Annotated in this window: 19 protein-coding genes; 8 read left to right on the forward strand and 11 right to left on the reverse strand. The window is 68.4% G+C overall.

All coding sequences use genetic code 11. The features are described from left to right. Positions 1–172: 172 nt before the first annotated feature. On the reverse strand, positions 173–1,342 hold the full coding sequence (locus ON32_RS22530; protein WP_040793003.1) for a glycoside hydrolase family 3 N-terminal domain-containing protein: 1,170 nt from the start codon (positions 1,340–1,342) through the stop codon (positions 173–175). Between the two features lie 141 nt (positions 1,343–1,483). Between ON32_RS22530 and ON32_RS22535 the strand changes: the two genes are divergently transcribed. The 3 genes from ON32_RS22535 to ON32_RS22540 all read left to right on the forward strand — a co-directional run bounded on the left by ON32_RS22535 (position 1,484) and on the right by ON32_RS22540 (position 7,121). Further along, positions 1,484–2,632, forward strand: coding sequence for an isochorismate synthase (locus ON32_RS22535; protein WP_051133575.1), 1,149 nt, complete (start codon positions 1,484–1,486; stop codon positions 2,630–2,632). Further along, positions 2,629–2,799 carry a DUF2613 domain-containing protein gene (locus tag ON32_RS28180; protein ID WP_083865183.1) on the forward strand — a complete coding sequence of 57 codons (171 nt, stop codon included), beginning with the start codon at positions 2,629–2,631 and terminating at the stop codon, positions 2,797–2,799. Before ON32_RS22535 ends, ON32_RS28180 begins: the two co-directional genes overlap by 4 nt. A 71-nt stretch (positions 2,800–2,870) precedes the next feature. Then, complete coding sequence (locus tag ON32_RS22540) at positions 2,871–7,121, forward strand: alpha-(1->3)-arabinofuranosyltransferase (protein ID WP_083874721.1); 4,251 nt, start codon at positions 2,871–2,873, stop codon at positions 7,119–7,121. 46 nt (positions 7,122–7,167) lie between these two features. Here ON32_RS22540 and ON32_RS22545 read toward each other — a convergent pair whose 3' ends face one another. Together ON32_RS22545 and ON32_RS22550 are read right to left on the reverse strand one after the other, a co-directional pair. Beyond that, positions 7,168–7,470 (reverse strand): MTH1187 family thiamine-binding protein, encoded by a 303-nt coding sequence (locus ON32_RS22545; protein WP_217998096.1) that lies wholly within the window; start codon positions 7,468–7,470, stop codon positions 7,168–7,170. Between the two features lie 13 nt (positions 7,471–7,483). Beyond that, positions 7,484–8,749, reverse strand: a complete 1,266-nt coding sequence (locus ON32_RS22550; RefSeq protein ID WP_051133596.1) for a polysaccharide biosynthesis protein — start codon at positions 8,747–8,749, stop codon at positions 7,484–7,486. A 167-nt stretch (positions 8,750–8,916) separates the two neighbouring features. Here ON32_RS22550 and ON32_RS22555 point away from each other — a divergent pair, with 167 nt between their 5' ends. Further along, the gene (locus ON32_RS22555; protein WP_051133576.1) at positions 8,917–10,647 is read left to right on the forward strand and encodes an MmpA family trehalose lipid delivery protein; all 1,731 of its coding nucleotides are present in this window, start codon (positions 8,917–8,919) and stop codon (positions 10,645–10,647) included. Positions 10,648–10,669: 22 nt separating this feature from the next. Here ON32_RS22555 and ON32_RS22560 read toward each other — a convergent pair whose 3' ends face one another. After that, on the reverse strand, positions 10,670–11,836 hold the full coding sequence (locus ON32_RS22560; protein WP_040793105.1) for a glycosyltransferase family 4 protein: 1,167 nt from the start codon (positions 11,834–11,836) through the stop codon (positions 10,670–10,672). 243 nt (positions 11,837–12,079) lie between these two features. Between ON32_RS22560 and ON32_RS22565 the strand changes: the two genes are divergently transcribed. Next, positions 12,080–12,832 carry a class I SAM-dependent methyltransferase gene (locus tag ON32_RS22565; protein ID WP_051133597.1) on the forward strand — a complete coding sequence of 251 codons (753 nt, stop codon included), beginning with the start codon at positions 12,080–12,082 and terminating at the stop codon, positions 12,830–12,832. Here the strand turns inward: ON32_RS22565 and ON32_RS22570 are convergent. The 6 genes from ON32_RS22570 to ON32_RS22595 form a co-directional block, all read right to left on the reverse strand. Continuing rightward, on the reverse strand, positions 12,829–13,188 hold the full coding sequence (locus ON32_RS22570; RefSeq protein ID WP_306307667.1) for a hypothetical protein: 360 nt from the start codon (positions 13,186–13,188) through the stop codon (positions 12,829–12,831). The genes ON32_RS22565 and ON32_RS22570 overlap by 4 nt on opposite strands. Positions 13,189–13,534: 346 nt before the next feature. After that, a complete protein-coding gene (locus ON32_RS22575) occupies positions 13,535–13,744 on the reverse strand; it encodes a hypothetical protein (RefSeq protein WP_040793005.1) in 210 nt (69 codons plus the stop codon). Between the two features lie 261 nt (positions 13,745–14,005). Continuing rightward, on the reverse strand, positions 14,006–15,838 hold the full coding sequence (locus tag ON32_RS22580; protein WP_040793006.1) for a phosphoenolpyruvate carboxykinase (GTP): 1,833 nt from the start codon (positions 15,836–15,838) through the stop codon (positions 14,006–14,008). A gap of 293 nt (positions 15,839–16,131) precedes the next feature. After that, positions 16,132–17,646, reverse strand: coding sequence for an ERA-like protein 1 (locus ON32_RS22585; protein ID WP_040793007.1), 1,515 nt, complete (start codon positions 17,644–17,646; stop codon positions 16,132–16,134). Continuing rightward, positions 17,633–18,766 (reverse strand): hypothetical protein, encoded by a 1,134-nt coding sequence (locus ON32_RS22590; protein WP_245551237.1) that lies wholly within the window; start codon positions 18,764–18,766, stop codon positions 17,633–17,635. Before ON32_RS22590 ends, ON32_RS22585 begins: the two co-directional genes overlap by 14 nt. A gap of 152 nt (positions 18,767–18,918) precedes the next feature. Next, positions 18,919–19,701: an SDR family oxidoreductase gene (locus tag ON32_RS22595; RefSeq protein ID WP_040793009.1), complete on the reverse strand. Its 783-nt coding sequence runs from the start codon at positions 19,699–19,701 to the stop codon at positions 18,919–18,921. 215 nt (positions 19,702–19,916) lie between these two features. Between ON32_RS22595 and trmB the strand changes: the two genes are divergently transcribed. The 3 genes from trmB to ON32_RS22610 are packed head-to-tail and all read left to right on the forward strand — an operon-like array spanning position 19,917 to position 24,849. Then, positions 19,917–20,711, forward strand: coding sequence for a tRNA (guanosine(46)-N7)-methyltransferase TrmB (gene trmB, locus ON32_RS22600; protein WP_051133599.1), 795 nt, complete (start codon positions 19,917–19,919; stop codon positions 20,709–20,711). Continuing rightward, a complete protein-coding gene (locus ON32_RS22605; protein ID WP_040793010.1) occupies positions 20,711–21,439 on the forward strand; it encodes an NYN domain-containing protein in 729 nt (242 codons plus the stop codon). The genes trmB and ON32_RS22605 overlap by 1 nt, the downstream gene beginning before the upstream one ends. Further along, a complete protein-coding gene (locus tag ON32_RS22610) occupies positions 21,439–24,849 on the forward strand; it encodes an MMPL family transporter (protein ID WP_040793011.1) in 3,411 nt (1,136 codons plus the stop codon). Before ON32_RS22605 ends, ON32_RS22610 begins: the two co-directional genes overlap by 1 nt. Before the next feature lie 54 nt (positions 24,850–24,903). On the opposite strand, the gene ON32_RS22615 is transcribed toward ON32_RS22610, so the two are convergent. Continuing rightward, positions 24,904–25,605 (reverse strand): DUF1707 SHOCT-like domain-containing protein, encoded by a 702-nt coding sequence (locus tag ON32_RS22615; RefSeq protein WP_051133577.1) that lies wholly within the window; start codon positions 25,603–25,605, stop codon positions 24,904–24,906. Positions 25,606–25,752 lie beyond the last annotated feature (147 nt).

Here is a 25,752-nt window from a genome sequence, read left to right on the forward strand (position 1 = left end):
CGAAGGTAAGTTCCGCGGGGTCGCATTTCCCGGCCGTACCGTTGCGGCCGTCGTCCCACCGGCGGCAACGCGTACGGCGTCTCGTGAACCGGACACCCGGACCGACCTCGGACAACCATCCCGAAGACGACGACCGATACCGGAGGCGTCGGTCGTCGAGGCCGATGCGGTGTCAGCAGGTTAGCGGCGCACCCTTGAACTTCGCCATCCGAATGACCGAGGCGTCCACCTGCTCCATCGGCAACCGACCGGCTGCCACCGCCTGCTCCAGCCGATCGAGCACCGAGCCCACCGCGTCCGTGCTGATCCACAGCGCATTGTCGGCGCCCGCGACCAGAGCCGCCTCGACCGCCTCCTCGATGGACATCCGGTTGGTTATGGCCGCCATACCGCTCAGATCATCGGTGAAGATCGGCCCGTCGAACGGCCGAGCGCCGTAGCCGACGCCGTCGCGCAGCAGGGACATGGCCTGCGGGCTGATACTGGCGGGCACATCCGGTTCGGTCAGACCGGGTACGTCCAGATGGCCGACCATCACCCCGGAACCGGAATCGATCAACTCACGGAACGGCACCAGATCGCGCTGCTGCAACTGGTCCAGCGGCGGGGTGCGCACCGCGCCCAGATGCGAGTCCCCGGACGCCTCGCCGTGACCGGGGAAATGTTTGAGTACCGTCCCGAGCCCGGCCTCGTGCGCGGCCCGAATGTAAGCGTCGGCGAAATCGGTCACCACCTGCGGATCGGCGGAGAACGAGCGGTCGCCGATAACCGTGTCGTCGGGTTGGGAGCTCACATCCACATCGGGAGCGAAATCGACCGTGACCCCGAGATCCAACAGCGCGCGGCTACGCTCCAGGCTCGCGTCGTAGAACTGTTCGGGGGTCATGGTCTGCGCGGTCACCCGCGCCGACGGGGCCGCGCCGATCAGATCCGCCACCCGGGAGACCCGGCCACCTTCCTCATCGATGGTGACCATGAGCGGAACGTTGGCCGCCGACTTCACCTGGTCGATCTCCCCCGAGGACAGCAGCGACATATCCGTCCAGCCGCCGATGAAGATCCCGCCGACCCGATGCTCCCGCACCACTGTGAGGGCATCGTCGGTTCCTGTGACACCGACCGTCAACAACTGGGCCAGCTTTTCCCGAGTGGTGAATTGCGCCAGGTAGCCCGCGGCGCAGTCACCTCCGGGCGGGGGAGCCTCGGTACCGACGGGTCCCACCGCGCCCGAGGTACCCGGTGTAGCGGAAACGGTTCCGGTCGATTCACGGGTATCACCGCTCGAGCACGCGGTGGCGAACGCGGCGAGCACGGCGACCAGGACGAAGATCGTCTTGCGCATGAGTCCGACGGTAGCCCGCCCGGCCCGGCATCGAAACATCGGTTCGGTTACGACGACCGTCTGCACACAACAGCTCCGTGTCGACGTGATCTTGCCCCCGTTGCCCCCTGCGGAACCGTTCGGCCGGATACGGTCGGGACCATGACTGGGTTCTTACTGGCACAGGCGGACGGCGTGGTCCGCGGTCAGGGGGTCCGGGCGAGTTTCGACGATGCGCGGCAGGCCGTGGCGGCGTTGCGGGACGGCCGTGCCGCAACGGTGGTGGGGGCGCTTCCGTTCGATCCACGCCGGCCCGCCGCGCTCACCGAACCCGAGCGGACACTGTTCACCGCCGGTCCCTGGCGGCCCGCGGCGCTGCCCGAACTACCACCCGTCCGCGTGGTGTGCGAACAACCGGAACCCGACGAACACATGGTGCGGGTGGCCGGCCTCATCGAGCGCATAAACGATCCGAGCCTCCCGTTGCGCAAGGTGGTCGCGGCTCGTTCCGTACTGGCCGAGGCCGACGACGAACTGGACGCGCAGATCGTCGCGGCCCATCTGTTGAGTCGGCAACCGCGCGCCAATGTCTTCGCGGTCGACCTGAGCCCGGCGGGACGCACCGGACAAACCCTGGTCGGCGCCAGCCCCGAGGTGCTCGTCACCCGTCGCGGCCCCACCGTCACCCTGCACCCGCTCGCCGGGACGCTGCCCCGGCTGCCCGACCCGGACGCCGACGCGGCCCGAGCCACGGAATTGCTCGCCAGCACCAAGAACCGGGACGAACACGCGTTCGTCATCGAATGGATCCGGCAGCGACTGGACCCGGTATGCACCGAGCTGTCCATCCCCGACCGCCCGGAACTGGTGCACACCCACGAGGTATGGCATCTGGGCACACCGATCCGCGGCGTCCTGCGCGATCCCGCGCCGAGCGCACTCGAACTCGCCCTGTTGTTGCATCCCACCCCGGCGGTCTGCGGCACCCCCACCGCGGCGGCACTCGAGACCATCCTCGAACTGGAGGAGGATCGCGGCTTCTACGGCGGCGCGGTCGGCTGGTGCGATCAACAGGGCGACGGGGTGTGGGTGGTGGCCATCCGCAGCGCCGAACTCGCCGCCGACCGCCGAACTCTGCGCGCCTTCGCGGGTGGAGGGATCGTCGCGGCCTCCGAACCGCGAGCGGAACTGGACGAGACGACCGCGAAACTCCGAACTCTGCTCAGCGCCCTGAACTGTCCGATCGATATGCCGGCTGCTAGGTTGACGAAGTTATCTCTGCCTGCCTCGAAGTTTGGAGTGCCGCGATGAAGTTTGCTGTCCCTGGTGTTGCGAGTGCGGTCGTCGGCGCCGTCCTGGGCGCGGTCGCGGTATTCGCGGTCACCGCGGCGCTGCAGCAGAACACGCGCCCGGAGATCGATCGCAGTGGTAAGGCCGAATCCTCGCTGCTGAACAACGTCGAATACGGTAGCCGCTGATCAATCCCCAGACCCTTCCGTACCGTCCACGCCGACCCCTCACGGCGTGGACGCCGACCGTCTGACCCCCGGTGCCCGAGCAGTCCGAATCCGCCGAGCAGGCCCACGCGGATACCTCTCCGGCGTCGAGCTCCGGACCGGATACCCGCGCGACCGCACCGTTGGGCCGACGCTGGTTGCTCGGCTCGGTGGTCGTCGCTTTTCTCCTGACCTTTCTGCAGTCCCCCGGGCTGACCGTCGCCGACACCAAATACGATCTGACCGAGAACCCCCTGGGTTTCCTGGCACGGGCGGCTCATCTGTGGAGCAGCCAGGCCCCTATGGGGCAGGTACAGAACCAGGCATACGGCTACTTCTTCCCCCACGGGACCTTCTTCTTCCTGGGTGATCTGCTCGGTGTACCCGGCTGGGTGAGCCAACGGGTCTGGTGGGCGCTGTTGTTGCTCGCCGGGTTCTGGGGCGTGGTGAAACTGGGCGAAACGCTCGGTATCGGCAGTCGCGGATCCCGGGTCGTCGCGGCCCTCGCCTATGCGCTGTCGCCGCGAGTGCTCACCACACTCGGGTCGATCTCCTCGGAAACCCTGCCCATGATGCTGGCGCCGTGGGTGCTGTTGGCACCGGCGGCCCTGGGCACCGCATATCGGCGGCGCCGCCACGGTGGCGCGCGTTCCCCGGCGGGCAGCGCGCTGGCATTGGCCCTGATGGGCGCGGTGAACGCGGTGGCGACGGTGGCCGCGTTCCTGCCCGCCCTGCTGTGGTGGGCGTCCTACCGACCCAACCGCGCCTGGTGGCGGTTCACCCTCGCCTGGGTTCCGCTGTTGGCCCTGGCGACCTTTTGGTGGGCGGTGCCGCTGCTACTGCTCGGGCGGGTGAGTCCGCCGTTCCTGGACTACATCGAATCGTCCGGTGTCACCACCCAGTGGGCCTCGCTCGGGGAAGTCCTGCGCGGCACCAACAGTTGGACACCGTTCGTCTCGCCGGAGCGGATCGCCGGGGCGGTGTTGGTGACCCAGCCCGCCGCGGTACTGGCCACCGGGCTGATCGCGGCCGCGGGTATGGCGGGACTGGCCATGCGGTCGATGCCGGCCCGGGGGCGATTGGTGCTGATCCTGTGCGTCGGGCTGGTCGGTATCTGCGCCGGCTATGTCGGACAGTTGGGTGGGCCGTTCGCCGAGCCCCTCCGGGTCTTTTTGGACGCCGGCGGCGCGCCCCTGCGCAATGTGCACAAACTGGAACCGCTCATCCGGCTGCCGCTGGTACTCGGACTGGCACAGCTGCTGTCTCGGGTTCCGTTGCCCGCCTCGGTGCCGCTGCCGGTGTGGCGCCGCGCGTTCGCGCACCCGGATCGGGATCGCCGGGTCGCCGTGGCGGCGCTGGTACTCGCCGCATTGGCGCTGGCCGGTTCACCGGCCTGGACGGGCAATCTCGCCCCGCGCGGCGCCTACGACCGGGTGCCCGTCTACTGGAAGCAGACCGCCGACTGGTTGCGGGCGAACGCCGCCGATACCCGCGCCCTGGTGGTGCCCGGCGCCCCCTTCGGCAGCCAGATATGGGGCCTGACCCGGGACGAGCCTCTTCAGGCGCTGGCCGAGACCCCGTGGGCGGTGCGCGATGCGGTACCGCTGAATCCGCCGGGCGCCATCCGAGCCATGGATTCGGTACAGCGGCTGATCGCCGACGGCCGGCCCTCGGCCGGGCTGGCGCAGACTTTGATCGGCCAGGGCATCGGGGTGGTGGTGCTGCGCAACGACCTGGATCCGGACACCTCGCGCTCGACCCGGCCGATCCTGGCGCATCAGGCGTTGGAGGGTTCCCCCGGTATCCACAAGGTCGCCGAATTCGGGGATCCGATCGAACCGGCGATCATCGGCGAAGGACTTGTGGCCGACGGTGATCTGCGTCCGGCCTACCCGGCGGTGGAGATCTATCGGGTCGAAGCATCCGTGCCCGGAGAACCGGCCCAGGTGGTCGGCGGTCTCGGCGCGCCCGCGGAGTTCCCTGGCGCCCACACCGTCGATCTGGCCTCGGTGCCCGTGGTGCAGGGCGCTCCGGAAGTCCTGGAACGCTTGCACCGCACCCCGCATACCTCGCACCAACCCACCCTGTTGGCCCCCGACGCCGCCCGGGCGGGGATACCGCTGGGGCCGCTGACGGTCACCGACACCCCGATGAACCGGGAAACCGACTTCGGTGAGGTGGACAATCACAATTCCGCGCTCCGCGCCCCGGACGACGCCCGCCGCACCCACAACCTGGTGGCCGACTATGCCGTGCCCGGCGCCGAGCCGGTGCGTGGCGACTGGGTCGGCGCCACAGTCACCGCCTCCAGTTCCGCCGCCGACGCCACCCAGCTCGGTGGCACCGCCCCCGGCAATTCCACCGCCGCGGCAGTGGACGGTGATCCGGCGACCGCCTGGATCAGCAATGGCGGCCAACCCGCGCTGGGCCAGTGGCTGCGCCTGGATCTGGACCGCCCGCTCGGCTCCGGGCTCCTCCGGTTGACCACCAGTCCCGCCGCCATCGGCGACCCGGTGAAATGGGTGGAGGTGCGGACCGCCCGGGGCAGTGTCTCCGCCCGGATCGGCAAACCCGGGGAACCAATGGCGGTGTCGCTGCCCGCCGGCTCCACCGATTGGGTCACCATCACCGCCATCCGCACCGAAGGCGGTAGCGCCGGCGGCCAGTTCGGGATCAGCGAAGTGGGCCTCGACGACTACACCGTTCGCGATGCCCCCACCCGCGTCGATATCCGCCACCGCACCGTCCTGCCGCCGACTCCCTCCGGTGTGCCGGTGCGCGCCTGGGATCTCGGCCAGGAATTCCCCGGCCGAAGCGCCTGTTACGACGCGCCCGACCGGGTGCGCTGTGGTAAGGGGCTGGCCTTGGCACCGGAAGAGCAAGGAGCCTTCCAACGAACCCTGTCGGTGCCCGAACCCGTCACGGTGACACCGGAGCTGACCGTGCGCGCCCGACCGGGACCGGCGCTGGAGGCGCTGCTCACCGACCCGCTCCGGCCGGTGGCGCGCGGTGAATCGGATGTCGGTGATCTGCGCGGTTCGGCCCTGGCCGCCACGGACGGCGACCCGCGAACCGGTTGGACCGCTCCGGAGGACTCGGTTCGCAAAACCACCGGCGCAAAACCGACCCTCACCATCGAACTGCCCGAACCGACCCTGGTCACCGGGCTGGAGCTGACCCCGTCACCGGGTCCGCTACCGGCCGCCCCGACCGCGGTGGCGGTGAACCTGGGCAATGGCCCCCAGGTGCGTGAGCTCGACGAACCGGACGAGGTTTCCCGAATCGAACTGCACCCCACGGTAACCGATCGGATCGAGCTCTCGGTCCAGAGCTGGACCACGGTCCTGGACCGCACCGCCCTCGGCTATTCCCAACCCCAACCCACCGGCCTCGCCGAGGTGGTCGTCCTGGGACCGGATCAACCCACCCCCGCCCCGGCCGACCGGCCGATCACCGTGGGCTGCGACAGCGGGCCCACCATCGCGGTGGGCGGCCGAACACTACGCACGAGCATCACCGCTACCGCCGAGGAACTGCGCACCGGGGCGCCGGTCTCCGCCCGGGTCTGCGGAGACATCGAAGCACCCGACACTTCCGACGCCGTCGCGCCGATCCAGTTGCCCCCCGGGCAGGTCGATGTGCTGGTGGCGCCGACCCAGCTGTTCACCGTGGATCGGCTGCGGCTGCAGAACACCGCCTACCCGCCGCTACCCGCCGCGTCCGACCGGGACACCGGAACCCGCCTGCTCGTCCTGCCGCTCAGCACCAATATCGGGTGGACCGCGCGATCCGCGGATGGACGGACCCTGGACCCGGTCGTGGTGAACGGATGGCAACAGGGCTGGCTGCTACCGGCCGACAGCACCGGACCGGTCACCGTCTCCTTCCCGGCGGATCGCTGGTATCGCCTGGCCATCTTCGGCGGCCTACTACTGCTACTTCCACTCCTCGCCCTGGCCATACCGCGCGGGACGGCCACCGTCGCGCCGGAACCGGCCCCGCGAACCTGGGGCAGGCGATGGCCGGCCGCCGTCGGCCTCGTAGGCGCCATCGGCCTGATCACGGGCCCGATCGGTGCGGGACTCGCCGTGGCCGGAGTGGCCCTCACCCGATTCGCCGCCCGTATACCGCCAATGGCGCCGGTGGCCGTCGCCGGGTTCGGCACCGCGCTGTCCGCGACGGCCCTGGCCACCGGTCCATGGCGGTCGGGGGACGGTTATATGGGTGATTCGCTGTGGGTGCAGGTCCCGGCGCTCATCGCCGTAATAGTGGTCGGGGTCATGGCGCTACCGCGACGCCGCTGAACCTCGGTCCGCGATGAATATCTCCGGCCGCCCGGGCGGGGGCCCGCTACGAGTCGCGCAGATGCCGCTCCACCGACTCCACCTTGGTGGTCATCGCGTCGGTTGTTCCCGCACGGATATCGGCCTTCAGGACGAGGCTGCACCGCGGCGCGACCGCCATCACGGCCTCGGTGGCCTGCCGGACCACCGCCATGACCTCGTCCCATTCGCCTTCGACCGTCGTGAACATGGCATCGGTTCGATTCGGAAGTCCACTGGCCCGAACCACCCGCACGGCTTCGGCCACCGCAGCGCCGACGCTTTCGCCGGTGCCCAACGGGGTGACGGAGAAGGCGACGAGCATCGCGATTTCCTCCTACAGATCAGGTGAGCGGGCCCCGGACATGGGCATCGGTGGTCTCGGGCCGCCGCACGGCGGTTCGGATGACGATTACGGACACCGTGACGGTGGTCGTCACCGCCACCGCCACGGCGGTGCCGATCAACCCCACCACACTATCGGCGACCGTGAGCATGAGTACCACCTCGACCACCAGACCGGTCCAGGCAGGCCCGGCGATCGCAGTGCGCTCCACCGCGATCGCCGACAACAACGCACCCTGCAGAACCGCCAGCACGGCGCCGTGCAGCGCGAACATCCACAGCACACTCTGGATCGGTGCGTAATCCTGCCCGGCGAGCAGCGGGGCCAGCGGCGCGGCGACCACGGCGCCGAGCACCGCCACCGCGCCGATACCGGACAGCACCGCCAGCGCGGCGCGCACCGCCCCGGCCGACGACGCAGGCTGCGCCATCCGCGGATACAGCACCACCCCCACCGCCTGCGGCAACCAGAAGGCAATCTTCGTGGCAATGGTCCCCAGGGCGTAACGGCCCGCATCGGTTTCGTCCAGAACGATCCGGACCACGATCAGATCCGTCGAGGACAGTGCCATCAATACCGCCTGGACCTGGGCCGCCGACACTACCGCGAGCACCCCGGCGAACCCACCGGGCGTCGCATCACCGGCGCTCGGTTCGATGCCCACGGCACCGGGCCCCTCCGCCGTGGCGGCGGCGGTCGACGGGGAAACCCGCCCGGCGAAACGGGGCGAAGCGGCAATCGATCGGGCGATCAGGGCGGCACAGGCGATACCGCACGCGGCGGCCCACAGGGCAGGCGTCGCACCGCCGCCGAATGCGAGCACGATCAGGGCCGGCACCACCCGGGTGATACCGGCGAGCCCGAGAACCACGGCCAGGCCGCGAAACCTCCGCAGTCCCTGCAACACCCCCTGCTCCCCGGACAACAACACGAGCGCGGGGGCGGCGCCGAGCGCGGCGGCGCAGGCCGCGGCCCCGACATCCAGCACCAGGGTCACCACCGGAACCAGTACAACCACCACCCCGGCCACGAGCACGGCGCAACGCCACCCCAGGGCCCGCAGCGCCGCCGCATCGGCTCCCCGCGCCAGCTGCCGGGCCACGACATTCTGCAGGGCAAGGGCGGGCACCGCGCACAACAGCTGGACGGCGAGCAGACCGGCGAACTCGCTGTAACCGTCGACCCCGAGCCATCGTCCGGCCAGTAACTGCAACAGGTAGCCCGCAATATTCGCGGTCATCGCCCCTGCGGTCACCAAGGTCATGTCCGCCACGGCGGGTATACGGCGAACAACAGGCACGCCCGCAAGTGTTCCATCTCGCCACGCACCGGGATCTCCCCGGGCTCATCGGACGCCACCCGGCACGGACCCGAGCCGGGCGGACCCGCCGCCGACCCCCTGCCGGCCGTCGTCCTCTAGGGTGCACAGGCGTGGACGACAGAGGCGCGAAGCACCGGTGGACCCGGTGGATTCCCGCCGGCTACAGCGCACTATTGGCCCTGTTCGTCACCGCCCCGCTCCTGGGTCCCGGCCATCTGCTGCTGCGCGACGCGGTGAGCACACCACGTTCCTATCTCACCGACTCCGCCCTCGGCCTGGGCGATGCCGCACCACGCGCTGTACCGCAGGACGCCCTGCTCGCCGCGCTGTCCTCCTTCGTCGACGGTGCTCTGGTGGTCAAGGCAATCCTGGTCGTCGCGCTCTGGGCGGCGGGATTCGGCGCGGCGGTACTGTCCCGGCAACTGATAGATGCCCCGGTCGCCACCCAGCTGGTGGCGAGCACACTCACCATCTGGAACCCCTACATCGCCGAACGACTGCTCCAGGGGCATTGGAGTCTGCTCACCGGTTACGCAGCACTGCCGTGGACCGCCGCGGCGGTGGTTCGGTTGCGCAATGGCCGCCCCGGTTCCTGGGCGGCGGTGACCGGATGTCTCGCGGCGGCGGGACTCACCCCCACCGGTGGGCTATTGGCAGGGGTGCTCGCCGTGAGCCTGGTCGGCAGGCGACGGATCCTCCCCATGACATCGGTGGTCGCGGCGGTCTGTCTGCCCTGGCTGGTGGCGGCCGCGGTCTCCGGGGTGGCCGCCGAACCGTCCGATCCCGCGGGGGTATCGGCGTTCGCCGCCCGCGCCGAACCAGGTCTGGGCACCCTCGGCAGCTTGGCCGGTCTCGCCGGTATCTGGAACGCCGAAGCGGTCCCGAATTCCCGAACCACTCCGCTTGCAGCGGTGGGAACCGCATTACTGCTGCTCGTCGTGGCACTCGGAGTTCGCGCGGTGGCCGCCGACGACGACGATCGCGTCCGCACCCGAGCCCGCCGAACCTTGCTGCTTCTGGCCGCTGCCGCGATCATCCTCCCGGCCCTGGCCGCCACACCTCCCGGAATATCCGCCTTGGAATGGCTCGTCGGGCAGGTCCCCGGCGCGGGACTGCTGCGCGATACCCAGAAATACGTCGCTTTGGCGGTGCCCGCCTACGCGTTGTGCGCGGCCGCCACCTGTCGGGTACCGCTCGCCCGGCTGTTCCGGGGCGATTCCGCCCCCGCTGTCGTCCGGGGTACGGCGATGGTGTTCATCGCATTGCTGATCCTTCCCCTGGCGGATCTCGGCTGGGGGGTGGCCGGCCAGGTGCGGGCGATACGGTATCCGAACGCATGGCGGGAGGTCGCCCAGCGGCTCGACGGCCCGGGAGATGTGGCGGTACTACCGGCCGGGATGTTTCGCCGATTCCCCTACTCCGGTTCCGCCCCGGTCCTGGATCCGGCGCCCAGAATGCTTCCGCGTGATGTCCTACAGACCGGAGAGCTTCCAGTGCACGGGCGCACGGTGGCCGGCGAGGGGGCCCGCGCCCGAATGGTGGAGGATCTGCTGTTGCGTGGCGGTCCCCCCGAGGAACTGGCCCGGCTCGGTGTCGGCTGGGTTCTGGTGGAGAACACCAGCCCGGGACCGCTCGGTGATTCCCGCGCCACCCTCGCGGCGCTGGAACCGGTCCACACCACCGCCGATCTGGACCTCTATCGGGTGCCCGGCGTTCGGGCGGAGCCGGGGGCCACGCACCGCGGACTCGTCGTGGCCGCCCATATCGGGTGGGCGGTGCTGTTGTTCGCCCCGTTGCTCGCCCTGCGTCCTCGGGTCCGCATTCGCGTACGGAAACGGTGAACCGAGGACCGGATCACCGCCCCTACTGCGACGGTGCGATCAGGCCGCTGACATACCGGCCCGCCATGGCGGCGGTAAGCACCCGCTGCACCCCGGTGGTGGTGTGCTCCCAGGAGAATTCCCGCGCCCGCGACCGCGCCTTCTCCCCCATGATCACCCGCCCGGTCGAATCCGCGAGCAGATCACCGACCGCGGCGGCGAGTTGCTCGACATCGTCCACCAGGATGCCGGTGACACCATCGACGATGGAGTCGGTGAGTCCCCGGGAGGACCGGTAACCCACGGTCGGCACCCCGTGCTGGGCGGCTTCGATAACCGCCAACCCCCACCCCTCTTTACGGGAGGGCATGACATGCACCCAGGAGCGGGCGAGCAATTCGTGTTTGCGTCGCTCGTCGACATGACCGTGGAAGGTCACCGCATCGGCGATGCCGAGGGCAGCGGCCTCGGCCTTCAGGTTGTCGGCCCACCACCCGTCGCCGATCACGTCCAGCCGAACACCGGGTATCCGGTCGCGCAACCGGGCCACGGCGGTCAGGGCGTCCTCGATCTGTTTGTGCGGGACCAGTCGGGACAGCACCACTATGGTGGGTTCGGCGGTTCGGGTCTCGACCGCGCCGGTGGGGGCGTCTGTGGGGATGGGTTCGGCGCCGTTGCGGACCACGGCGATCCGGGAACGGTCCACCCCCAGTGTCGCCAGTTCTTCCGCGGAGGGCAGGGACACCGTCAGGTACTGGTTGTTCCGGTGCACACGGGGCGACAGCCGCGATTCGATCCACCAGCCGATGCGACCGACCAACCGGCCCGCCACCGGCCACTGCTCGCGATGGCCGTGATGCACCAGCACTACGGACGGCGCGGCGGTCGCGATCCGCGCGAAGAACGGTATGCCGTTTTGAGTGTCGATTACCGCGTCCGGGCGGATACCGCGCAGGGGACCCAGCCCGAACCTGCTCAGTACCAGCGCTGCCAGGGCTCGCGGATAGACCGAGAAGCGGCCACCGCCCCGGCTGATATCGATTCCGTCGACCCGCTCGCGTTTGGCCGCGCCGGGATAACGCGCGGTCCGCAAGGTCACCTTCACACCGCGCGCCGCCAACTGGGCGCCGACCTGTTCCAAGTACCGTTCGCTGCCGCCGCCCTGCGGGTGTCCGGTATCGCGCCAGCAGAGCAGTAGGACTTCGCGCACGGTGGGATTTCTCCGGTCGGTTTCGGGTCCGCTTCGGGACGTGGACATCGCGGTACACAGTAACCCGGCGCCCGGCCGGCCGGTGGTCAGCGGTGCGTTACGATCCACGCGTCCGCCGACGGGTCGCGCGGGTGTGCAAGACTCTGCGCCGTGCTCAGAGCCGACGAATCAGCAGTACGACCGGTTTCGTCCGCGCGACCGGCCGGCCGCGCGAAACACTTCCGGTTCGCGCGCCGCGCCACCCTGGGCCGGTCGCTGCGTCTGCTGAACAGTTTCCGTTTCGAACAGACCGACCCCGCGCGGTTCTACGGCGGGCTCGCCGCGGACAGCGCGGCCATGATCGGCGATTTCTATACCGATATCACCGGCCGCGAGCTGGCGGGGGCGACGGTTCTCGATGTCGGCGGCGGACCGGGCTATTTCGCCGACGAGTTCACGCGGGCCGGTGCCCGTTATATCCCGGTCGAACCGGACCCGTCCGAAATGCACGCCGCGGGCCTGTCGATCCCCGGCACGGTCCGCGGCTCCGGGATGGCGCTGCCGTTCCGCGACGACGCGGTGGACATCTGCTTCTCGTCGAATGTGGCCGAACATGTCCCGGACCCTTGGCTGATGGCCGATGAGATGGTCCGGGTGACGCGCCCCGGTGGACTGATCGTACTGTCCTATACGGTGTGGCTGGGCCCCTTCGGGGGCCATGAAACCGGCCCCTGGCACTATTTCGGCGGGGAATACGCGGCGCGGAGATATCGGCGCAAGCACGGACACGAACCCAAGAACCGCTTCGGTGTCTCCATGTTCGCGGTTCGGGCCGTGGATGGTCTGCGCTGGGCCGCGCGCAGCTCGGCCCGGGTCCATCTCACGTTTCCCCGATACCACCCGCGCTGGGCGTGGTGGTTGGTCCGTATCCCACCGCTCCGCGAGCTACTCGTGAGCAATCTTGTGGTAATCGCCGGCAAACCACCACGGGATGCCGCGGACCCGCGTTCCGATTAGCGGGCGAACCGGGCGCGCCACCCGCCCCGAACGACGCCGTCCGGCCGGGTCCACGGTGATTCCTGGATGGCGAGACCAACCGTCTCGAGGGTGGTCAACCCCACTCGATCCGCCAGGTGCCCGACGACCACGACCGCCTCGGCCGCCTGCATAGCGGCCATGGCCTGTTCCGTGGTCAGTGTCCGACCGGGTAGGAAGGACACGACCCAACCGCCGCTGCCAACGCTTTTCGCCTGATGCTCGGTCTGGTCACTGGTCATCAACGACCGGTCGATCACGTGCACCGCCATGAACGCCTCTCCCAACACGGAAATCGGTTCGGTGGATGGAGCGAGCTGATATGTGGCCAACAGCATCCCTCCGCCAGCAACAAAACGCAATAGTGCGTTCTGCGAAAAGCGAACCGAGAGGTTGGGTTTCGGGGCGAGCGGGCCTCGAATCCAGCAAACATCGGGGTTTGCCGAGCGTATGCATGCGGGTGCCCGCAAATATCCTCATACCACACCGGGAGACCGGACACGAATGCGATCGCCATCGGCAAACCTTGGCGCACAGGGTAATTCGCCGAGAATTCCGCAGACGGACACGCCCGTACGGAAAACCGACGAGCGCACACAGAACACACCGCCGGACATCGGCGACGGCCGGCTCACCGCCACCGGATAACGGCAGGTATGTGAAAGCCCCCTTACCGAAACAGGGCTATTCGGCCGGAACCATCACCCGCAGAATCGAGTGCGACCCGCTCCCCGAATTCACCTCATCCACCACTCGCACCGACCATCCGGGCGGTAGCGCCGTCTGCAATCGCCCGGCCATCCGATGCAACGGCGAACTCACCGGCAGGTCCGCATCGGCCGCCACCACCGGCGGCACCGCACCCCGCTTCGCCCGGATATACCCATCGGCCATGTTCCAACCACCTCTCGTGTGGTGATCAGCTCGGCGGGTCGCACTGCCCCCGAGATGAATCAGGGAAACAGGTCAAGTCGGTCGGTAACGGATCTCACGGTCGAGTGGAGCAGAACACGGGCCACATACGCTCACCCCTGGGCTCGACCATCGCTGCAGATGGGTTACCCAATGATGTTTCAGTTCAAACCACCCGATCGGAGACTACGTCGGTGCCGGCCCGCCATCACACCATGGCGGGCCGGCACCGAGGACCGGCTATCAGGCCAGCCGCTGCTTGAGGGCCTCGAACTCGTCGCGCACGCCGGACGGCAGTTTGTCGCCGACGAACTCGAACCACTCCTCGATCAGCGGGATTTCCGCGCGCCAATCCTCCACGTCGACCTTCAGCGCCTCGTCGACATCGGCGGGATCGACGTCCAGACCCTCCAGATCCAACTGGGCGGCGGTGGGAACATTCCCGATGGGGGTGCGCTCGGCCTCGGCCGTACCCTCGATCCGACCGATGATCCACTCCAGCACCCGAGAGTTCTCGCCGAAGCCCGGCCACAGGAACCGGCCGTCCTCACCACGGCGGAACCAGTTCACGTAGAAGATCTTCGGCAGCTTGGCCGCATCGGCGTTCTTGCCGACATTGATCCAGTGGCCGAGGTAGTCGCCCACGTGGTAGCCCATGAACGGCAGCATGGCCATCGGGTCGCGACGCACCGTACCCACCTTGCCCTCGGCCGCGGCGGTCTGCTCCGACGACAGCGTGGCGCCCATGAACACGCCGTGCTGCCAGTCGAACGACTCGGTGACCAGCGGAACCGTGGTCTTGCGCCGACCACCGAACAGAATCGCCGAAATCGGCACACCCTGCGGGTCGTCCCATTCGGGGGCCAGGATCGGGCACTGCGACATCGGGGTGCAGTAACGCGAATTCGGGTGGGCGGCCGGCGTTTCGGTCTCCCCCGCGCGCCAGTCGTTGCCCCGCCAATCGATCAGATGCTCGGGTTCGCCCTCCAGGCCCTCCCACCAGACGTCGTTGTCGTCGGTGAGCGCGACATTGGTGTAGACGGTGTTACCGGCGTCCATGGTCGCCATGGCATTGGGGTTGGAGGAGCGGTTGGTGCCCGGCGCCACGCCGAAGAAGCCGTACTCCGGGTTCACGGCGTAGAGGCGACCATCCTTGCCGAACCGCATCCAGGCGATATCGTCGCCGAGGGTTTCCGCACGCCACCCCGGAACCGTGGGCTGGATCATGGCGAGATTGGTCTTACCGCAGGCGCTCGGGAAGGCCGCCGCGATGTAGTACGCCTTGTTCTCCGGCGAGATCAGCTTCAGGATGAGCATGTGCTCGGCCAGCCAGCCCTCGTCGCGGGCCATGGCCGAGGCGATCCGCAGCGAGTAGCACTTCTTGCCGAGCAGGGCATTGCCGCCATAGCCGGAGCCGTAGCTCCAGATCTCGCGGTCCTCGGGAAAATGGGTGATGTACTTGGTCTCGTTGCACGGCCAGGGAACATCGGCCTGCCCCTCGGCCAACGGCGCGCCCACCGAATGCAGCGCCTTCACGAAGGGCTTGTCCTTGCCCAACTTCTCCAGGGCGGCCTTACCCATCCGGGTCATCACCCGCATGGAGACCACGACGTACTCGGAGTCGGTGATCTCCACACCCAACTTGGGGTCCTCGGCGCCCAGGGGGCCCATGCAGAACGGCACCACGTACATGGTGCGCCCCTTCATCGAGCCGCGGTACAGCTCGGTCATGGTGGCGCGCATCTCGGCGGGATCGACCCAGTTGTTGGTGGGCCCGGCGTCCTCGGGTGACTTCGAGCATATGAAGGTGCGCGACTCCACCCGGGCCACATCGGAGGGGTCGGACAGGGCGAGGAAGGAGTTCGGTTTCTTCTTCTCGTCGAGCTTCTTGAAGGTGCCCGCCGCCACCAGCTGCTCGGTCAGCCGGTTCCACTCCTCGTCGGAACCATCCGCCCAGACCACCCGGTCCGGCTGAGTGAGTTCGGCCACCTGCTGTACCCAGGCGAGCAGTTCACTGTGTTCGGTCGGCACGCTGCCGTCGGATCCACGAAGACCGGGAATGGTGGCTGAGGTCATGAAAACTCTCCTGAGACGGGCGGTTCTGCGGTGCCTCCGCCTTGGCCCATGGGCCCATGACCAGCGCGAACACACCGAGCGCCACCGTTGGCGGTAAGGCATCCGCCGCGGTCCGTCGAGTACGTCCCACGGTATAGGTGACGTACCGAGGGCCGTACCGAGGGCGAAGCGGACGCCCAGGTTCCTGTTTAGAGGTTAACGCGATATGACGGCCCGTATGGAGTCGGGTTCCTTATCAATCCTCATCAATAGCGGTAACAGGCCAATCAATAGGGGTGGACAGTCCAGTCCGGTTACGGGGTCGACCAGTGGTCGAGTGCGGTGAGATCGCGGGTGCAGGCCGCCAGACGACCCGGTTGATCGGCCGCCAGCCGACGCACCTGGGTCTCCAGTTCCGCTACCCGCCGATCGACATCGACCATACGCTCGGCGGCATTGCGCACCACCCGATCGGCCAGGGCCGTCTCCGCCTCCACCAGGGCCGTCGCCGCCCGCTGCTCGAGCTGGGCCTTGATACCGGCAATGACATCGGTCACCCATTGCCGCAGATGGTTGCGATCGGCCAGCCGGCTGCGCGCCCGCACCACCCAGGCGGCCGCACCGGCCCCCAACAACAACGCGACCGGGACACTCGCCACATCCAGGGCGGGCACCAGCGCCAACGGCGACACCACCAGCCGACCCAGACCGACGCCCGCCGAGGCGCCGAGAGCGATCATCAAGTGATCTTCGACCCCTCGCCGGCGCGGCTCCGGGTCCGGGCCGACGGTCGGGGCGGGATCCCGACGTACACCGACGGAATCCTCCGCCGCCGGGTCCACCCGGACGGCCAATTCGACCAGCCGTTGCTCGATATCGTCGTCGACCTCGACGGTCAGCTCGTTCACTGCCCGCTGTAGCCACGCCGGATAGCCGCGTTGTTCGGCACGGCCCAATCGGTCGAGTTCCGCTCGGGCCGCCGTATGCAATGCGCGGACCCGGGCGCCGACATCGGTCAGCAGATCCACCCGCGCCAGGTTCAGTTGGGCGCGCAGGGTGGACATGGCCGCCGCCCGACCGCCGTCCCGTTCGGCCAACAACCGCATCCGCTCCTCGCGCAGCCGATTCACCCGAGTATCCGAACCCAGCTCGGCCTGCTGCTCCAGAATCCGCTGTCTGGTGTCCGCGACGACCCGGGCGACCACCGCGGCCGCGCGATCCTCGTTCGGAACGGGAGTCTCGGCGGTCAGCGCAACCAACCGGGCGTGCAACAGTCCCAGCCCGGAACGGTCGAGCAGTGCCGAATCACCCGACGTTCGGGCCACGGACGCCAGCCGGGCGGATACCGGGACGATGTCGTGGTCGCATCCGGCGGCGGCGAGCAGCGCCCGATCCCGGTCCAGCACCGCCCGCCAATCCTGATGGGCGTGGATACCGTTCATGGCAACCACCGCCCGCACCCCATCGGCGCGCAATCGCCGTAATATGGCCAGCTCACCCTCGCCGAGCACGGCGCCCGCGTCGAGCAGCAGCAATACCACCGCAGCACCCGCGGCCGGCTCGATGGCGCCCGGTTCGATGACCGCCACGCTCAGATCGACCCGCGGTTCGAATCGCGCCAACTCGGTGCGCAACAGGGTGGTGTTCGCATCATCGGGTCCGATCACCTGCACCGTCGAAGCGACACCCGGCCCCTTCAGGGCCTGTAACAGAGCCATACCCTGCGGATTCCAGCGCTGCACCACAGCCGCCACGGCCTCCGGCACCAGCGCCGGTGCGACCGGGTCGGTGGGAGCCGACCCATGGTCGGCCGGGTCAGAGTCCGACACTGCTCATCCGCTCCCACATGCGCATATACCCGTTGTGCACCCGCAGTGCGGCGCGTCGGGCCGCGGGTGACATATCCCCCGCGACAACGGCGCGCCAGCGGGTGGCCCGGGCCAAGGCCTCATCCGCGTCCGCGGGCGCGGGCCCGGCGTAACCGGCAGCCAGATGGGCAACCTCGGGATGGACCAATCCGGCGCACAGACCCAACCAATGCGCCTCGTCACCGGCCAGATAGTCGCTCAACAACTCCCGGGCCCGACCACCGGAGCCGGGAACGGACCGCGCCGCCAGCCGCGCCAACTCGTCGAGCAGTTCACCGGCACGCCGGGACGACACCTGTTCGTAGCGGGCGTGCAGCAGTCGGTTCAGCGGGTCGACCGCGCTGGCCGCGTGCATGATCTGCAGCAGTGCCCGATCGGAGAGATCGGGCTGGTGGCGTAGGGCGGTGAGGGCACAACTCACCCCGTACAGATCCCATCTGTGCAACAGTTCTTCCCGTTCGGCGGTATCCGGTCCCACCGAGGGAGCGGTGAACACCTCGGGTGAGATGGCCAATCCCGGACCGGCGTCGATATGACGGCGCAGAACGGCCAGGTCGGCATCGCTCACCGTGCCTGCCTTGGTGCGCACCGCCAGCGATGCCACCAGCGGAAACACCGGTAAACGCAGTTCCCGGCCGTACCGTTCGGCCGCAGCGACGGCATCGGCCCATCCTGCGCCGAGGGCATCGGCCTTGTTCAGCACGACGAGCGCGCGATCCGACGGCACCGATTCGAGCGCCTGCCGATCCGCCGGGGTCGGCGCACCGGCCAGGACATAGACGACGAGATCCCCGTCGAGTCGCGGGGCGGGTGTTCCGGGCTCGTCGACCGGCTCGGTTTCCACCGCCGACAGCAATGTCAGCGCCTGACGCACCGTGGTCCGACCGGAGCGGGCCCGGCCCGCCACCTGGATCCGCGGCGGCGTACGCAGGCGTCGAATGGCCTCGGCGACCTGCCGGCCGATCATCGGATCGGACCCCCCACCCCGGCTCAGCACCTCCACCAGCTCTTCCAGTTGATCACGGCCCTGATCCGGGGCCTGCCGGTCGAGCATGTTCACATCCGATCCACTGACTGTCACCGTGGGTACTCACCCCCTGTTTCCGGTGCGCATTCTTTCAGAAGGCACCTCGGAAAGGGCGGCGACGGTCGAGCGACGAGATCGCAACGGATCGGGCCGTACACCTCACTCCCGGACGCACTTCGATCGTCTGCCCCGGATATAGGCGCGGTTCACGCCCCGGTGACGTATTTGTTGACGGTGCGCACCGCCCAATTCGGTGAATACTTCGCCACCGTGGCCAATAGTTTGGCCTGGGTGCCGATCTCGTAGTGCACCCTGGGCAACCGTCCCGGTTTGCGAGTCGCCCGCCAGATACCGGACGCCACGTCCTCGGCGGTCAACCGCACCCCCAGGGAGCGGGTCGATCCCGTTTCCAGACCGCGCACCATCGCCGTCGCGACGAACAGCGGCCAGATGGCGATCACCCGGATGTCATGGCGCCGCCATTCCAGATCCAACGCCTCGGTGAGGCTTTTGACCGCCGATTTGGTTGCGGCGTAGGTGGCGAGCTCGGGTTGACCGTAGATCGCCGAGGCCGAACACAGGTTCACCAGCTGAGCGCCGGGGGTGTCCCGCAGATAGGGAAACGCGGCATGGCAGCCGGTGACGACCCCACCCAGGTTGATGTCGATCATGGCCCGGTGCTCCGCGAGTTCCAGGGACTCGAACGGGCCCGCGCGCAGAATCCCGGCATTGTTCACCAGGATGTCGAGTCGGGCGTAATCGGTGTGGAACTCGCGCAGCCGTTCGGTCCAATGGGTGTCGTTGCTCACATCGAGCACCCCGGTGCTCACCGCACCGCCGTTGCGGGTGATCTCGGCGGAGAGCCTGCTCAGCCCCACCTCGTCGATATCGTATGCGCCGACGGCATAGCCCTGGGCGGCGAAGAGCAGCGCCGTGGCCCGGCCGATACCGGCCGCCGCACCCGTGATGAACACCGTCGGCCTTCCCATACCGAGAGTCTAGGCATACCCATCGGCTGTGGTCCGGGCCCACGCGGGCCCATTCGCTGTGGACGGTCCCGTGCGGTGTGATGTCGGCAATGCTGGACAATGGAGACGTGAACGCCGCCGTGAACCCAACCTCCGAGTCACGTCCGGTATCGCCTTCCACCGCGTCAGCGCTGAGCGATACCGCGACACCCGACGCCGATACCCCATCGGTGTCGATGGCCTCGGCGACCGACACGGACGGCGCCCGGCCCACGCGAAACCGTGGGGCGGTCGGCGACCACGGCGCTCGGCGACTGCGCACCGGCTCTCGTCTGTATCCCCGGGTCACCAGCTTCCGCTCCCGGCGCGGCGCACTCACCCCCAACCAGCAGAAATCCTGGGACCGGACCTGGCCGTCGGTCGGCCGCGAGGTGGCCGACGAACCACTCGACGCCGCGGCCTGGTTCGGCCGCGAGGCCCCGCTGGTCATCGAGATCGGCTGCGGTACCGGAACCGCCACCGCGGCCATGGCCCAGGCCGAACCGCATCTGAACCTCATCGGCATCGAGGTGTATCAGCCCGGCCTCGCCCAATTGGTACAGCTGATCGAACGCGAGCAGATCGGTAACATTCGCCTGCTGCGCGGGGATGCCGTGGATGTGCTGGAGAATATGATTGCTCCCGGATCGCTGACCGGGGTTCGGGTCTTCTTCCCCGATCCCTGGCCCAAGGCCCGGCATCACAAGCGTCGGTTACTACAACCGGCGACCGTCGCGCTGATCGCCGACCGGTTGCGCCCCGGCGGCGTTTTGCACGTCGCCACCGACCATGCCGGTTACGCGGAGCACATCGCCGAGGTCGGCGCGGCGGAACCCCTGCTCATCGGCCTCAACGAGACAACCGGCGGCGATAGCGACCGCTATCGTGAGACCGCACCGATAGGCTTCGAGCGCCCCGTGACCAAATTCGAGAACAAGGCACATCGCGCCGGTAGCGCCATCCACGAGTTCATATGGGGCAAGATCGAATGATGAGCGTCAGTGAGATGGCTGCGGCCACCGACGATGTTGCCGGGGGGCTGCCCGTACCCGAGGGCGCGGATGTCGGCGGGAGTTCTGCCGAATCGCGACGGGTACTGCTGGTCTGGGACGCCCCGAATCTGGACATGGGCCTCGGCGCGATCCTCGGCGGACGGCCCACCGCGGCCTACCGTCCCCGGTTCGATGCACTGGGACGCTGGTTACTGGCCCGCACGGCCGAGCTGTCGGTGGGAGAGAAACAGCGAATCGAACCCGAGGCGACGGTGTTCACCAACATCGCCCCCGGTACCGCGGATGTGGTCCGACCGTGGGTGGAGGCCCTGCGCAATGTCGGTTACGCCGTTTTCGCCAAACCCAAGATCGACGAGGACTCCGATGTGGACGCCGATATGCTCGCCCATATCGCCCTGCGCAGGCGCGGTGCGGGACTGGCGGGCATCATGGTCGCCTCTGCGGACGGACAGGCGTTCCGGGAACCACTCGAACAGTTGGCGGCCGATGGAATCCCCGTTCAGGTACTGGGTTTCCGTGAGCATGCGAGTTGGGCGGTCACATCCGATAGTCTCGAGTTCGTCGATCTCGAGGACATCCCGGGCGTGTTCCGCGAACCGCTGCCCAGGGTGAGCCTCGACTCGCTGCCCGAAGAGGGTGCCTGGCTGCAGCCGTTCCGGCCGCTGTCGGCACTGCTCACCTCTCGCCCTGCCCAAGGAGTCGCTTAGTGTTCACCCGCTGGGGCGATTTGGTCTACCGCCTGCGCTACGCCGTCATCGGCGTGATCGTCGCGGCGCTACTCGGCCTCGGCGGCTACGGCCTGAGCCTGGGCGACCACCTCAGCTCCAGCGGGTGGGACGACCCGGGATCCGAATCGGCCCAGGCCGCCCGGATCGCCGACGCATCGTTCGGTCGCGATCACACCAGTGACGTGATCGTGCTGTACACCGCCCCCGAGGGCAAGACGATCAACGATCCGGAGTTCGGCCGCAAGATCGTCGACAACCTGAACAGCCTGCCGCGCGAGTACCCCGACCAGATCGCGACGATCAACGGCGCCTATTGGCCCACCGAGACGGGCGCGGTGCAACCGAGCCTGTTCGGTTCCCCTGACAAGAAACACGCCTTCGCCTCGATCGCCATCGTCGGTGACAACGACACCGATATGGTGCGTAATTTCCGCACGGTCAAGGACGCCTTCTATATCGATGGCGTCGATGTGCAGGTCGCGGGCCTGCAGGCAGTCGCGGGAACCTTGAACGACACCATGGCCGACGACCAGAAGCGCATGGAGCTTTTGGCCATCCCGGCGGTGGGCGTGCTCCTGTTCTTCGTCTTCGGCGGGATCGTCGCGGCCGCGCTGCCGTTGATCGTCGGTGGTCTCACCGTGATCGGCGCCTGGGGCATCATCCGATTCCTGACCAATTTCACCGAGGTGAACTCGTTCGTCTCCGGTGTGGTGTCGATGATCGGTCTGGGTCTGGCCATCGACTACGGGTTGTTCATCGTCAGTCGTTTCCGCGAGGAATTGGCCGAGGGCTACGACACCGCGGCGGCGGTGCGCCGTTCGGTCATGACCGCCGGGCGCACGGTCGTGTTCTCCGCGACCATGATCATCGCCAGCCTCGGCGGTATGCTCCTGTTCCCGCAGGGCTTCCTGAAATCGGTCGCCTACGGCACCATCGCGACCGTCTCGTTGGCGGCGCTCGCCTCGATCACCGTCCTGCCCGCCATGCTCGGCATTCTCGGTCGGCGCGTGGATATGCTCGGGCTCAAGCGGTTCCGGCAGACCAAGAGCGCCGAAGAGGTCGAGAACAGTATCTGGGGCCGGAGCACCAAGTGGGTGATGCAGCATCCGCTCAAGATCGCCATTCCGATCTGCATCCTGCTGCTGCTGTTGATCATCCCGGTGAAGAATCTGGCCTTCGGCGGTATCAACGAACGCTATCTGCCCCCGGACAATACGACCCGGCTCGCGCAGGAGCACTTCGACCAGATCTTCCCGCTGCGCAAATCCGACCCGATCCAGCTGGTCTTCATCTCCGAGAACACCTCGTCCATCGGCAAGGTGTGGCGTGAGGCCAACAAGGCCCCGGGTCTGCAGGGCGATTTCGCCGTGCCCTCGGCGTCCACCGAGCGGCGCGATGTCTTCCGAACCAGCGCCACCCTGGCGGATTCGGAGGACTACGAGCCGACCATCGACTATCTGCGTTCCATGGACATCCCCGACGATGTGCAGATGCTGGTCGGCGGACAGCCGGCGATTCAGAAGGACAGCATCGATGCGCTGTTGGACCGGATGCCGTTGATGATCGCGTTGGTGCTGTTCGTCACCACGCTGCTGATGTTCCTGACCTTCGGATCACTGGTGCTGCCGATCAAGGCAGCGCTGATGAGCGCGCTCGGTCTCGGCTCCACACTCGGCATCCTCACCTGGATCTTCGTCGACGGCAACGGTGCGAAAATTCTCAATTTCACCCCGCAGCCGATCATGTCGCCGGTGCTGGTGCTGATCATCTCGATCATCTACGGCCTGTCCACCGACTACGAGGTGTTCCTGTTGTCCCGTATGGTCGAGGCCCGCACCATGGGCGCGTCGACCACCGAATCGGTGCGGATGGGCACCGCGCACACCGGCCGCATCATCACCGCGGCGGCGCTGATCCTGCTGGTGGTGACCGGCGCGTTCGCGTTCTCCGATCTGGTGATGATGCAGTACATCGCCTACGGCATGATCGCCGCGCTGTTCATCGACGCCACCATCCTGCGCATGCTGCTGGTACCGGCGACCATGAAACTGCTCGGCGACGACTGCTGGTGGGCGCCTGCCTGGATGAAGCGGATCCAGCAGAAGATCGGCCTGGGCGAACCCATTCTCGACGACGAGCGCCCGCAACGCGGACCGGTTGTGGACCTGGTCAAGACCACTCCGGTCACCGATCCGGTGACCACACTGCTTCCCGCCATGCCGGCGGAGGAGCAGCGCAAGACCCCGCACCGCAAACGCACCCGCGAGGAAATCGAGGCGGAAGCGCCGACCGCGCATATGACCGCCCTCCCGAAGGAATCACCGGCGGCCCCGCAGAGTTCCCTGCGGCCGGCGGAATCGGCTCCGGCACCCGGTCCGACCCCGGCGAAGACACCGGGCACCCCGTCCGGGAAGCCCCCGGCCGGCCCGACCGGACAGCGGCCGCCCACGGTGAACCCACCCAAGCCGATGCCGCTCTCGCCCGATCCCACTCGCCCGCGCCCGAATCCGCCCGCGGAGCCGAGTGCCGGTGCCGCACCGGCCGCACCACCCCGCTCGACCGGCCCCGAGCAGCCCGAGCGGTTCCCCGGCCCCCGGGGAACCCGTCCGCCGCTCCGTCCCCGACCGGCGGACCCGAACGACCAGCCGCCCGCCCGGATACCCGCCCCCCGTCCGGCCGGGGCACGGCCGCCGATGCCACCGCGCACCCCGCTGTCGGACGAACGTCGCCCCGGCGTGCCGGGAGCGGGCCCTCTGCCCACCCGCACCCCCGGTGCCGACGACCGCGCCCAGACCGCGGGGCCGCTGCACCAGCGGGTTCCCGGCGCCGATCGGGAGGCCCCCACACCCGGTGCCGCTCCGACACCTCCGCGGATACCGGCACCGGAACACCGGTCCGAACCGAATACCGAGGCCGGTCCGACCCCGCAACGGAATCCGGCCCCACCGCGACCGATGCCCCGCCCCGTCGGTGGAGATATCGGAGCCACCACGCCGATCCCGCCCTCGGACCCATCGGCCGGCCCGCTGCGGCCCGCCGCGGAAACAGGGTCCGGCCGGCCCGGCGCCGGGGGCCCACAACGACCGCAGTTCCCCGCTCCGGAGTCCGCGACCCGCCCGGTCGATCGGCCGGCACCGCGACCGGTCCGCCCGGAGTGGGCCAGCGAGCCGATCTTCCAGGAGCCGGAGCCGTCCGAGCCGGTGGCACCCCGACCCCCGGAACCGGGCCCGGACGAGAACAACCGCAACAGCATCGAGGACTGGATGGCCGAACTGCGTTCCTCGCGTCGTCGCCTCTACCCCCCGGTCGACGACGAGGGCCGACACCATTCCGGTGACGGTCGCACGGTCAGCGTCAACGAGCTGCTGCGCCGCCGCGAAGAGGAGTAGCCGGGTCGGGCCGGGTGGCGACTCGGTCCGACCCGCTTGTGCGATCCCGTTGGTTCAGTGGCCGAACAGGCGACGCCAGTGGGTCATGAACGGATGCTTGGCGGTGACGGAACCGAACCGGACCCGGCCGTGGACGATCAGGTGCAGCGGGCCCATGGGCGGGCCGGTACGGACCTTGTTGTTGACTCCGGCGCCGAGCAGGTCCAAACCGTTGAGGTCGACGGTTGCCTCCGGCGGCACGATGAGGGTGAGTGAACTGCCATAGTCGTCGACCTGTAGTTCGACCGCCTGTGTGGTCATGACGGCCTCGGTGAAATCCAGGGTCACCGAGGAAAGCCAGCTGTTGAGATGCAGTACGGGCGCGACCTGCCAGGGACCGCGCCGGGTGACACCCGACATCCGGCCGCGGATCACTGCGGTGGGTCCGGGGGCCGCCATCGCCGCGGCGACGGTTCCGCCGGGTTCGGAATATCGACCTGGTCCGAAGCCGTAACCGTGCCGGGCCGCCGGTGGTTCGCCGACGAGCCGCACACCGGGAAGGTCCACGAGCACGGAATTCAATTCCCCTCGGGTCTTGGCGGCCAAAGCGGTGTCCATCCGTTCGGTGAACTCGCCCAGCGACAGCATGCCCAGTCCCACCGCGCGTTGCAGTAGTTCCCCGACATGTTCCCGTTCGGCATCGGAAACCCGCAGGTCCCGGTCACCTACTGGTCCGCCGGAACCCCATTTGTCGAAAACCGGATCGGGGCCGCCCATGCGACCGAGATTACCCAGAGCACACGATTTCCCGCATCAGGGCGTTCCCTGAAACGGGTACTCGGTAATTGTCGGCTCAGGTGTTGGACAGCGCATAAACGCCGAACGCTAGATTGGTGATCGTGTCAGTGCCTCTGGAAGCGGTCA

Source organism: Nocardia paucivorans NBRC 100373, from assembly GCF_000308675.1.
Classification (GTDB): Bacteria; Actinomycetota; Actinomycetes; order Mycobacteriales; family Mycobacteriaceae; genus Nocardia; species Nocardia paucivorans.